The organism is Candidatus Abyssobacteria bacterium SURF_5 (assembly GCA_003598085.1).
Taxonomy (GTDB): Bacteria; Abyssobacteria; SURF-5; order SURF-5; family SURF-5; genus SURF-5.
Map to the genome: position 1 here is coordinate 1 of QZKU01000097.1, position 11,945 is coordinate 11,945.

The window sequence follows — 11,945 nt, forward strand, 5'->3', positions numbered from 1 at the left end:
GGACTACTGGTCGAGCGGAAGCACGACCTATATCGTCCTTGCCGGCTTTACACCCGGATCGGGCGAAACGCCTCCGGAAGAGTGAGAACCCTCTTCCCAAAGGGTTTCTCCTGTACCCGGCCCAAGGATCAACGGGCCAAATCGGCTCTTGAAGGAGGTGGCTGGGATAAAACAGGTGAAAATAACCGGTGCAGTCCAAAGAGAAGTTTTACTATACCTCAGGAAAGGAAAGGGGGGTAGCAGGTAATGTCAAAATTAGTGAAGCCGCATGGGGCAGCCGAATTGAAGCCGCTTTTGCTTTCGGGCAAGAAACTGGAAGAGGCGAAGAAGAAGGCTCAGTCGCTGCCGAAAATCGTCATGACCAGCCGCGAAACATCGGACCTGATCATGATGGGTATTGGTGCGTTCACTCCGCTTGAAGGATTCATGACAAAGGCGGACTGGAAGGGCGTGTGCGCCGAATACATCATGGCGAACGGTGTGTTTTGGCCGATCCCGATTACACTCTCCGCGAGCAAGGAAGTGGCCGGGTCTTTGAAGGAAGGTTCGGAGGCGGCCTTAGTCGATGGCGAAACCAACGAGTTGATGGGCAGCATCAAGATCACGGAAAAGTACACGATCGACAAGGAGTACGAGTGCAAACAGGTGTTCCGCACAAACGACAAGGAGCACCCGGGCGTCGCGAAAGTGATGCAGCAGGCCGAAACCAATCTTGCCGGTCCGGTGCACGTATTCAGCGAAAGCTATTATCCCAAAGAGTTCAAAGACGTCTATATGAGGCCGGCCGAAAGCCGGAAGATCTTTGAGCAAAAGGGATGGAATACCGTTGCCGCATTGCAGCTGCGCAACCCGATGCACCGCTCGCATGAGTACTTGGCGAAAATCGCCGTCGAAGTTTGCGACGGGCTATTCATTCATCAACTTGTCGGCAAGCTGAAGGCGGGCGACATTCCAGCCGACGTGCGCGTGAAATGCATTGATGTACTCGTTGAAAACTACTTTGTCAAGGACACGGTGGTTCAGGGCGGCTATCCGATGGAGATGCGCTATGGCGGCCCGCGCGAGGCGTTGCTTCATGCCGTGTTCCGGCAGAACTACGGATGCAGTCATTTGATCGTCGGCCGCGACCATGCCGGTGTCGGCGACTACTACGGCCCGTTCGACGCACAGAAGATATTCAACGAGATTCCCAAGGACGCCCTCGAGCTCAAACCGCTTAACATCGACTGGACATTCTATTGCCATAAGTGCCGCGGCATGGCCTCCATGAGGACCTGCCCGCACGGCAAAGAGGATCGTCTCCTGCTCAGCGGAACAATGCTTCGCAAAATGCTTTCTGAGGGAGGCGAAGTTCCTGCCGATTTCAGCCGGCCCGAAGTCCTCACCGTCTTGAAGGAATACTACGCAGGTTTGACGGAAAAGGTTGAAATCAAGTTGCATGGAGCCGCCACCGGCGAAGCTGCCAAAAAGAAATAGGATGAGAGAAAGGGTTTAGTTGCAGCATGTACTTATTCTCGGTGAAAGGAGGTATTCCGAAAAAAGAAATTATCCATTTTTTCGTAAATCGAAGTAGACAGAGGGTAACTAAAACGGCTTAAGGAGTTAAACAATGCCAAGCTATGTGAACCCGGAAAAATGCGACGGCTGCAAGGCATTGGACAAGACCGCGTGCCAGTACATCTGCCCGAACGACCTCATGGTGCTCAATAAGGACCTCATGAAGGCATACAATCGGGAACCCGAAATGTGCTGGGAATGCTACAACTGCGTGAAAATCTGCCCGACGCAAGCCGTCGAAGTCAGAGGGTACGCAGATTTCGTTCCCATGGGCGCAAACGTCACCCCAATGCGAAGCACTGAAGACATCATGTGGACCGTGAAGTTCCGGAGCGGCCAAATCAAACGCTTTAAATTCCCCATCCGCACCACACCGGAAGGCTCTGCCGTTCCGGATGGCGGCTGGAAAACGGGTACAGACGACCTGAGCAGCCCCATCCTGTTCACGGAACCGGCTTCGGGCGGCATGTCGGATTTGGCGAAGCTCAACAAATAAGGGGAGGAGGTGAGATAAGTGGCTGATTTTCAAAATGTAGAAATTACTACCGATCTCTTGATATGCGGCGGCGGAATGGCGGCGTGCGGCGCTGCTGTTGAAGCTGCATATTGGGCAAAGAAAAGTGGCGTGAAAGTGACGCTGGTTGACAAGGCGGCGATGGACCGCAGCGGCGCTGTGGCCATGGGGCTTTCGGCCATCAACCAGTACGTGGGCCTGAAAGACGGCGAAAACACGCTGGAAGACTACATCAAGTACGTTCGCAACGACCTCATGGGGATCACGCGCGAGGACTTGGTCGCCAGCATCGCCCGGCACGTGGATTCCACCGTGCATCTGTTCGAAAAGTGGGGGCTCCCCATTTGGAAAGATGCTGAAGGCAAGTACGTCCATGAAGGCCGCTGGCAGCTCATGATCAACGGCGAATCCTACAAAGTGCTCGTCGCAGAGGCTGCGAAAAATGCGCTCGGCATGGATAACATCTATGAGCGCGTGTTCATCGTCGAACCGTTGTTGGACGGTGATCGGATCGCCGGTGCTGTCGGTTTCAGCGTCCGCGAAAACAAATTCTATGTCTTCAAAGCAAAGGCCGTTCTGGCTGCCATGGGCGGCGCAGTGCACGTCTTCAAACCTCGCTCAGCGGGTGAAGGTCTGGGGCGCGCCTGGTATCCGCCGTGGAATTCGGGCTCCAGTCTGTATTTCACCGCTCGCGCCGGCGCTGAGCAGACCTGTCAGGAAGTGCGCTTCATCCCGGTGCGCTTCAAGGACGGGTACGGTCCGGTCGGCGCCTGGTTCCTCCTGTTCAAATCCAGGGCCACCAACGCCATGGGCGGCGACTATATGGTCGAACGGAAACCGGAACTGCAGAATTGGCTGCCGTACGGCAACGTGAAGCCGGTCCCGGCGAATCTGAGAAATTATCTCGGTATGCTCGATATCATGGAAGGCAAAGGCCCCATCTACATGCGCACTGAAGAAGCCATTCAGAAGCTGGCCGAAGCCGAGCCTGATGAGAAGAAGAGAAAGAAGAAGCTGAAGGAACTTGAGAGCGAAGCGTGGGAAGACTTCCTCGACATGACCATTTCACAGGCCGTCCTATGGGCCGGCACAAATGTCCAGCCCGAAGAGAAGCCGTCGGAAATCGCGGCGTCCGAACCTTATTTCATCGGTTCGCATTCCGGCGCGTCCGGTGCGTGGGTCAGCGGCATGAAGGACCTCGCTCCGCCGGAGTACTTCTGGGGCTATGGCCACATGTCGACCGTGAAAGGGCTGTTCTGCGCGGGTGACGCATCCGGCGCCTCCAGCCACAAGTTCTCCTCCGGTTCCTGCACCGAAGGCCGAATTGCGGCGAAAGAAGCCATCCGCTTCATCGTCGAGAACAACACTCAGCCCAAAGTGGATGCGGCAGCGGTTGCCGCTCTGAAGGAAAGACTCCTGAAGCCGCTCGAAATCTTCCAGCAGTTCAAGGGAGCCTCGAGCGATCCCAATATCAATCCGAACTACATGAAGCCGAAGATGTTCATGTTCAGGCTTCAGAAGGTCATGGACGAGTACGCTGGCGGTGTCACCGCGCAGTTCACTACCAACAAGAAGTCGTTGGAGCGGGCGCTTGAATTAATCGGTTACCTCAAAGAGGATTCCGATAAACTCGCGGCCGAAGACCTGCACGAGTTGATGCGCTGCTGGGAAAACGTCCAGAGGCTGTGGCAGGCCGAAGTGCACGTCCGCAGCATGCTCTTCCGTGAAGAGACTCGCTGGCCCGGATACTACTTCCGGTCCGATTTCCCGAAGATGGACGAGCAAAACTGGAAGGTTTTCGTCAACGCGAAATGCGACCCGAAGACCGGCCAGTGGGAAATGGCAAAAAGACCCGTCATTTCCATCATCAGCTAGAAAAACAACTTCCTCCGGGCGCCCAGTGCGCCCGGAGGAACCTTTTTACAGAAGTGCTTTTCGGCGGAGATTCTGCTCACCGCCGGTTGAACAAATGCAGGTAAGCATGGTGGTTCAAATGAAAATTACCGAAACTCCATCCTGTCCACATTGCGGGTCTCAGATGAAGAGATGGCAGGTGCCGGACGCAGGCACGTGGGACGCGGAGTTTCACTATGTATGTTTCAATGACGACTGCCCCTACTTTGTCAGGGGGTGGAACTGGATGCAAGAGCGGTATAATGCTCGTGCCTCATATCGTCATTGCATCGATCCAACAACCGGCTGTTGCCGTCCGCTTCCCGTGTGGTCGGAATCGGCCCTCAAGGATCGAATCGTTTTCGACAACCGAATCAATAGAGAAGTTCAGAAGTTTCCATGAAAGATTTTGAAGATATCAAAGAAGCCATTCTGACTGATGCGCCTCGATTCAAAGAAACCGACAGGTTCAAATTCTCTTGCCACAGAGGAGTATCCTGCTTTACCGACTGCTGCGCCGACGTAAATATTTTCCTCACTCCCTACGACATCCTGCGGATGAAGAAGCGCCTCGGAATATCATCTGACGAATTCCTCTCGCGTTACACGCTGATTCCTTTCAATGAAAAACAGCAGGTGCCCGTGGTCGTGCTGAAAATGCTGGAAAATGAGAAGAAGCAATGCCCTTTCCTCTCGCCCGGCGGTTGTACGATCTACGAAGACCGGCCGTGGGCGTGCCGCATGTATCCGCTCGGCCTGGCGTCGCCGAAGGACAACGGCAATGGAGAAGAACAATTTTATTTTCTCATGCAGGAGGGGAATTGCTGCGGATTCAAAGAAGAAAAGGAATGGTCCGTCCGCCAATGGCTCGAGGACCAGGGTATTATCGAATATAACAAGATGGGAGAGTCTTTCAAGGCAATCGCGCTGCACGAGTACTTGCAACAAGGAAATCACCTCGATCCGGACAAGATGGAAATGTACCACATGGCGTGTTACAACCTGGACAAGTTCAGGCGGTTTGTCTTTGAAAGTCGTTTCCTGTCCTATTTTGATATAGATGCAGAACTTGCGGAGTCACTGCGAAACGATGATCTGCAACTAATGCAATTCGGTTTCCGCTGGCTCAGGTTTGCGCTGTTTAATGAACCCTCAATCAAGATCCGTGATGAAGTGCTCGCCATCCGGAAAATACAGTTGGGAAAACAAGCACAGTGAATGGAGACGCTATGAGTACTAACGGCAAGATTCTCGTAATCGGCGGCGGCATCAGCGGCATTTCCGCGGCTGCCGACGCTGCTGAATTCGGCTACGATGTGGTGCTCGTCGAAAAAGAACCCTGCCTCGGCGGCCGCGTCATACGAATGAATCAGTATTTCCCAAAACTGTGTCCGCCTTCTTGCGGCATGGAAATCAATGTGCGTAGAATCCGCCAGAACCCGAAGATCAAGGTCTACACCATGGCCGAGATCGAGAAGGTTTCCGGAGGTCCCGGAGATTATTCCGTCAGCATCCGCATTAGGCCGCGCTACGTGACGGGGAAACAGCCGGTCGGCCAGGCCCATCTCGATGCCGTTACCACGGAAGTCCCAAACGATTTTAATTACGGCATGAACTCGACCAAGGCGCTGCATCTCCCGCATGAGACGGCGTTCCCGATGCTGCACGTGCTCGAGAGGAGCAAACTCGGCGCGGAAGAAGTCGAGAAGCTCATGGCCGCTTCGCCCGCCGGCGCGATTGATCTCGACATGAAGGAAGAGGTCGTCGAAGAAAAGGTGGGCGCCATCATTATTGCCGCTGGTTGGCGCCCCTACGATGTCGCCAAACTGGATAACCTGGGCGCCGGCAAATACCCGAACGTAATCACCAACGTGATGATGGAAAGACTGGCATCCCACACCGGCCCGACCGGCGGGAAAATCACCCGCCCGTCCGACGGGAAAGAGCCTGCCACCGTCGCCTTCGTCCAGTGCGCGGGCTCGCGCGACGAAAACCATCTGCCTTACTGCTCGGCGCTCTGCTGCATGGGCTCATTAAAGCAGGCCCGCTACGTACGGGAAAACCTGCCCGAAGCGAAGATTACCATTTTCTATATCGATATTCGCACGATCGGGCGGTTTGAAAAGTTCTACTACGATCTGCTGGACGATCCCAATATCTCTTTCATCAAGGGGAAGGTGGCGAAGATAACCGAAGATGCGGCCACCGGAAATCCGATTGTTGAGGCCGAAGAAGTGATGCCGGGGGAAAAGCTGCGCGAGCAGTTCGACATGGTTGTCCTTGCAACGGGTGTCGTTCCGTCGACCGCCGACCTGAACATTCCAGGCCTCAAGCTTGAGAAAGATAGTGACGGTTTTGTCATAGACAGTCCGAATGGAAGCGGTATATTCGCCGCTGGATGTGCGAAAAGGCCCCTGGATGTATCCAGGTCTGTAAAAGACGCTACTGCGGCCGTGATGAAGGCTATCCAACTAATCAGGAGGTAATAGTCCCGTGGCAAGCAAAATCGGAGTATATATCTGCACAGGGTACGGGATAGGCGAGGCCCTGAACGTCGACGAATTGTGCGAAGTAGCTACGGACGAATACAAGGTCGACGTGTGCAAGACGGTTCCTTCCTGCGAAGGCGAAGACCTTGAGGGTATCAAAAAAGATATTGCCGAGCAGGGGCTTGAAAAAGTGGTGTTGGCAGGGCCGTCTCCACGGTTCTATTCGCCGAAGACATTCCCGGAGAATCTTATCGTCGAGTACGTCAACCTCAGAGAGCAGGTCGTATGGTGCCAGCCCCCGAGTGACGAAGACACTCAGATGATGGCCGCCGATTACCTGCGAATGGGGATCGTGAAAGTGCAAAAGACCAACCCGGTCGAGCCGTTCCCCGAAAGCAAGGATATCAATAAAACAATTTTGGTTGTCGGTGGGGGCATCGCCGGAATGACCGCGGCGCTCGAAAGCGCGGCCGCCGGATATGATGTCGTCCTGGTTGAGAAAAGCCCTCAGCTCGGCGGGTGGATGGCCAAGCTGAAGAAATCGACTCCCCGCACGGCCCCCTACGACAGCATCGAGGATACCGGCATAGAAGAAAAGATAAAGCAGGTACAGCAAAACGAGCGAATCAAAGTTTTCACCAGCGCCCAGATCGAATCGATCAACGGGGGCCCAGGCGTGTTCGATGTCAAGCTCAAGGGCGACGGCGACACCTTCCGCGTTGGAGCAATTGTTCAGGCTACCGGATGGAAGCCTTACCGGCCGGCCAACCTTGGCCACTTAGGTTTCGGTTCGCTACCGAACGTCATTACGAACGTCGAAATGGAAGAGATGGCGAAGAGCGGCAGCATCGCCCGCCGGTCCGACGGAAAGAAAGCCAAAAATGTCGTGTTCATCCAATGCGCGGGGTCGAGGGACAAGAATGAGCTCTCCTACTGCTCGTCAATCTGCTGCCTCAATTCGCTGAAGCAGGCGGCATATGTCCGCGAGCAGGACCCCGATGCGAAAGCATACATCGTTTACGAAAACATGAGGACGCCGGGCCAATACGAGTATTTCTACAAGAAAATGCAGCAGGATCCCGGCGTCTTTTTGACGAAGGGCAGCGTTGCAGGCGTCAAACCGAACGGCGATGGCTCGATGGAGGTCGAGATCAAGAACAGCCTGCTCGGGGAGGATATCCTTGTCGACGCCGATCTCGTCGTCCTTGCAACCGGGATGCTGCCGAATGCGGCCGACGGCGAAAAGATCCGTGCCGTCAAGGACGCCCGATCTTTTCTCGCCTCCGACCAAGGAGGCCCGCAGGTCGAAGAGATGAAGAAGAAGATCGCCATGTGGGAGAGCCATGAGGGCACCGAAATCTTGAACCTTAACTACCGTCAGGGACCGGATCTTCCGACCTTGCAGTATAACTATCCCGACTCCCACTTCATCTGCTTCCCCTATGAAACGCGGCGGACGGGCATCTATGCCGCCGGCGCGGTTCGCGCCCCGATGGACGGTCTCGGGAGTGTGGAGGATGCCACCGGCGCCGCCTTTAAAGCGATTCAGTGTGTCGAAATGCTTTCGCGCGGCGAGACTGTGCTTCCGCGTGCAGGCGACCGCTCGTATCCGGAATTCTTCCTTCAGAGATGCACCCAATGCAAGCGGTGTACCGAAGAATGTCCGTTCGGCACTCTGAACGAGGATGTCAAAGGAACTCCGCTGCCCAATCCTACACGGTGCAGGCGGTGCGGCATCTGCCTGGGCGCGTGTCCGGAACGCATCATCAGTTTCAAAAACTATTCCGTTGACCAGGTTGCTTCGATGATCAAGGCGATCAATGTGCCCGACGAGTTCGAGGAGAAACCGAGGGTCTTGGTGCTTGCCTGCGAGAACGATGCGTATCCCGCGTTCGATATAGCGGGACAAAAGGGACTGAAATACAGCTCGTTTGTGCGGATCATTCCGGTGAGATGCCTCGGCTCGGTCAATGTGATCTGGATCAATGAGGCCTTCGCCAAAGGGTTTGACGGCGTGATGTTGTTTGGCTGCAAGTACGGCGACGATTACCAATGCCATTTTATACGCGGCAGCGAATTGATGAATACGCGCGGAGAGAACGTCAGGGAGAAACTGAAGACGATGGCGCTTGAAAATGAGCGCGTCGAGCTGCACCAAGTTCAGATATCCGATTGGCACAAACTGCCCGGCCTCGTGAACGACTTCATGGAGGTCATCGAATCGGTAGGAATGAACCCGTTCAAGGGTATGTAGAGGAGGTTCTGTTCTCATGACGACGGAACTCATGGCCGAAACCGCTGAGAAGGAGCAGGCCACACCCCAAAAGGCAGGAAAGCAGATCGTGAAGATCGAGCCGGACCTCGATTTCATCAGAGAGATATCGGCGGCGGGCGGGGGTACCCTGAAGAAATGCTTCCAGTGCGCCACCTGCTCCGTGGTGTGTTCTCTTACTCCCGAATCGCACCCGTTCCCGCGGAAGGAGATGATCTGGGCGTCGTGGGGGCTGAAAGACAGGCTCATCAACGACCCCGACATCTGGCTCTGTCACCAGTGCGGAGATTGCTCCGTCAGTTGTCCCAGGGGTGCACGGCCGGGCGACGCGCTCGCGGCCGTGCGCAACTACATCTTTAAGACGTTCACGTTCCCAAGATTTATCGGGACCTGGCTGGGAGAGCCCAAATACCTGCCGCTGGTCTTCGGCATTCCATTTGTGTGGCTCCTCGTCATGCTGGCAATAGCCGGAACACTTGGCTCCATTCCCGCGGGTGAAATCGAGTTCTCCAAATTTTTGCCGCATCCGCACCTGTACGTCGTGTTCATCACCTCCACGCATCTTGCTGCGCTCGCGCTGGTTTTCAGCCTGGCGAGATTCTGGAAGATGCTCGGAACCGCCGAGGTCAACAGGAGTGGCGCGAATCCGGGCGGGCCCACTCAGGGTAACCTGATCGCCAGCGCCCAGGCCACGCTCAAGGAAGTTCTCACGCAGGCAAAGTTCAAGAAATGCGAGGAGAATAAGGAGCGCCACGTCGGCCATCTCTTGATCATGTATGGCTTCATAGCGATTGCGGTGGGAACCGGCATCGCCTTTTTCATGATGTACGGCCTCAAGATTCATCCGCCGTTCGCGCAGTGGACTCCTCCGAAAATACTTGGCCACTTGGGGGTAGTTGCGCTGATCGCCGGGCTGGTGATCGTTATCCGGGGCAGACTCGAACAAAAAGAGAATGTCAGCAAGGCCAGTTATCAGGACTGGTTCCTGCTGGTTGTGCTGCTGGCGGTTGCAGTGACCGGGCTGGCTGTTGAAATCATCCGGTTTGCCGGAATCGCATGGGCCGCATATTGGGGATACATCGTTCACCTGGTGTTTGTGTTCGCACTGATCGGGTACTTCCCGTACTCGAAGTTCGCCCACATGTTCTTCCGGTTTACGGCAATTCTTCACTCGAAATATACCGGCAGGGATATCGTTCTCGAACAAAGCAAAGGAACTGAAGCAAGAGCGGTCCAAATGGAAAAAGCCGCCGCCTGATGTTTCTGTTGGAGACGAATTGAAATGAAGGAAGCGCGCAAAATAGTGATCATCGGCGGGGTGGCATGCGGCCCAAAGGCCGCCGCCCGCGCTCGGCGGCGCGACCCGCACGCCGAGATAACCGTCATTGAACGCGGTTCGCTTCTCTCCTACGCAGGTTGCGGGATACCATATTACATCGGCGGCGCGATCCCTGAATACGACGGCCTGCGGAAAACACAGTACGGCGTCGTGAGAGACGAGCAATTCTTCGACTCGGTCAAAGGGATCCGAGTTCGCACACGCACTCTGGCTGAGGCGATAGACCGCAAAAACAAAACCGTTCAGATACGGAACCTGCAAACAGAGTCGATTGAACAGCTCCACTATGACAAGCTGGTTCTCGCAACAGGCGCGTCTCCCGCTCGGCCGCCGATCGAAGGCCTGGCGCTTGACCGCGTTTTCTTCGTGCACTACCCCCAGGACGCTTTGCGAATGCGCGAACTGATAGAAGGCGGCGAGGTCGATAAGGCCGTCCTCATCGGAGCGGGACGTATTTCCCTCGAAATCGCCGAGTCCTTGTTTGCGCATGCCGTCGATGCCGTCATCGTCGAATTGGAAGATTGTATCCTTCCAACCATGTTGGATCCCGAAATCGCCGCCACCGTCGCCGGAGCGTTGCGTGACGAAGGAGTGCAGGTTCTGGTCGGCGAAAAAGTCGTACGCATCCTTGCCAATCAAGACGGACAGGCATGCGGAGTAGTCACCGGGACACGGGAAATTCCGGCAGATATGGTGGTTGTGGCGACTGGAGTAAAACCAAATGTGCAATTGGCCGCCGCCGCCGGGCTGAAAATCGGCAGTACCGGCGCCATATCGGTAAACGAATACCTGCAAACGAACGATCCGGATATCTATGCCGGCGGAGATTGTGTTGAATGCGACAGTTTGGTTACCGGTAAAAAGCTCTATGCTCCCCTCGGCTCGACGGCCAATCGTCATGGCCGCGTCATCGGCGATAACATCACGGGCGGGAAATCGGTGTTTCCCGGCGTGGTTGGCACGTCCGTAATGAAAGCCATGGGTGTGAACATCTCCTCCTCCGGGATAACCGAGCGCCAGGCTCGGGCAATGGGATATTCGCTTCTTACATCGGTGGTTCCCTGGATGGATCGAGCCCACTATTTTCCCGGCGGAAAAGCGCTCCTCATAAAACTTGTTGCCGATGCACAAAGCGGGAGACTGCTGGGTGGACAGATAGTCGGGCCGGGTGATGTTACAAAACGAGTCGATGTAATCGCCACCGCCCTGAGCAGCCGCGCCAAAATCGAGGAGGTCGCCAATCTCGACCTCGGGTATGCGCCGCCGTATTCGACCGCGCTCGACAGCATTGCCCACGCCGCGAACGTGCTCCTGAACAAGAGAGATGGTTTGGCGAAAACCATTTCGGCCGCTGAGTTGCGCGCGCGGATCGAGCGAGATGAGGATTTTGTGCTCCTGGACGTGCGCGAAATGAATGAAGTGGAAAAGTCAAGATTTGAAAACCCCCGCGTGTGTTCGCTCCCCTTGAGTCGATTGCGTGCGGCAAAAGACGATATACCGAGCAATAAAGAGTTGATATGCTTTTGCCAACTCGGCATGAGAAGCTACGAAGCGTGCCGCACTCTCGCGGGTATGGGATTTGATGATGTGAAATTCCTGGAAGGCGGGCTCCGGTTCTGGTTGGAGGGAGGTGACTAGACTGCCTGAGCGGCAAATTGCGGAGAGGATGCAGAATTGGATTTTACCTTTGAAAATGTTTGACTCGAATCCGCTGGCAATGATAGAATGACGCCATGCGTTAATGGTTGAAAAAAAAAGGGTTATCCTATCGTTCTTAGAGACGCAAAGACAGGAGAAGGATATGAGTGAAAATGGGACGCCGTTGTTGGACGAGCTGGAGAAGGGTCCATGGCCGAGCTTTGTGAAGGAGATCAAGCGAGC

At 55.2% G+C, this 11,945-nt stretch carries 9 protein-coding genes; all 9 read left to right on the forward strand.

Annotated features, from left to right (window positions below; translation table 11 throughout):
* The first annotated feature begins 246 nt into the window (after window positions 1–246).
* The 9 genes from sat (at window position 247) to C4520_13830 (ending at window position 11,702) form a co-directional block, all read left to right on the forward strand.
* On the forward strand, window positions 247–1,476 hold the full coding sequence (gene sat / locus C4520_13790; GenBank protein ID RJP18797.1) for a sulfate adenylyltransferase: 1,230 nt from the start codon (window positions 247–249) through the stop codon (window positions 1,474–1,476).
* A 133-nt stretch (window positions 1,477–1,609) separates the two neighbouring features.
* Window positions 1,610–2,053 carry an adenylyl-sulfate reductase subunit beta gene (gene aprB, locus C4520_13795; protein ID RJP18798.1) on the forward strand — a complete coding sequence of 148 codons (444 nt, stop codon included), beginning with the start codon at window positions 1,610–1,612 and terminating at the stop codon, window positions 2,051–2,053.
* A gap of 18 nt (window positions 2,054–2,071) precedes the next feature.
* Window positions 2,072–3,946, forward strand: a complete 1,875-nt coding sequence (aprA, locus tag C4520_13800; protein ID RJP18799.1) for an adenylyl-sulfate reductase subunit alpha — start codon at window positions 2,072–2,074, stop codon at window positions 3,944–3,946.
* 118 nt (window positions 3,947–4,064) lie between these two features.
* On the forward strand, window positions 4,065–4,367 hold the full coding sequence (locus C4520_13805) for a hypothetical protein (GenBank protein ID RJP18804.1): 303 nt from the start codon (window positions 4,065–4,067) through the stop codon (window positions 4,365–4,367).
* Window positions 4,364–5,182 carry a YkgJ family cysteine cluster protein gene (locus C4520_13810; GenBank protein RJP18800.1) on the forward strand — a complete coding sequence of 273 codons (819 nt, stop codon included), beginning with the start codon at window positions 4,364–4,366 and terminating at the stop codon, window positions 5,180–5,182. The genes C4520_13805 and C4520_13810 overlap by 4 nt, the downstream gene beginning before the upstream one ends.
* 11 nt (window positions 5,183–5,193) lie before the next feature.
* Window positions 5,194–6,450, forward strand: coding sequence for a CoB--CoM heterodisulfide reductase iron-sulfur subunit A family protein (locus C4520_13815; protein ID RJP18801.1), 1,257 nt, complete (start codon window positions 5,194–5,196; stop codon window positions 6,448–6,450).
* Window positions 6,451–6,772: 322 nt separating this feature from the next.
* Window positions 6,773–8,707, forward strand: a complete 1,935-nt coding sequence (locus C4520_13820; protein ID RJP18805.1) for an FAD-dependent oxidoreductase — start codon at window positions 6,773–6,775, stop codon at window positions 8,705–8,707.
* A gap of 16 nt (window positions 8,708–8,723) precedes the next feature.
* Window positions 8,724–9,983, forward strand: a complete 1,260-nt coding sequence (locus C4520_13825; GenBank protein RJP18802.1) for a hypothetical protein — start codon at window positions 8,724–8,726, stop codon at window positions 9,981–9,983.
* Between the two features lie 24 nt (window positions 9,984–10,007).
* Entirely contained in the window at window positions 10,008–11,702 is a 1,695-nt protein-coding gene (locus tag C4520_13830) for a pyridine nucleotide-disulfide oxidoreductase (GenBank protein ID RJP18803.1), read from the forward strand.
* Window positions 11,703–11,945 lie beyond the last annotated feature (243 nt).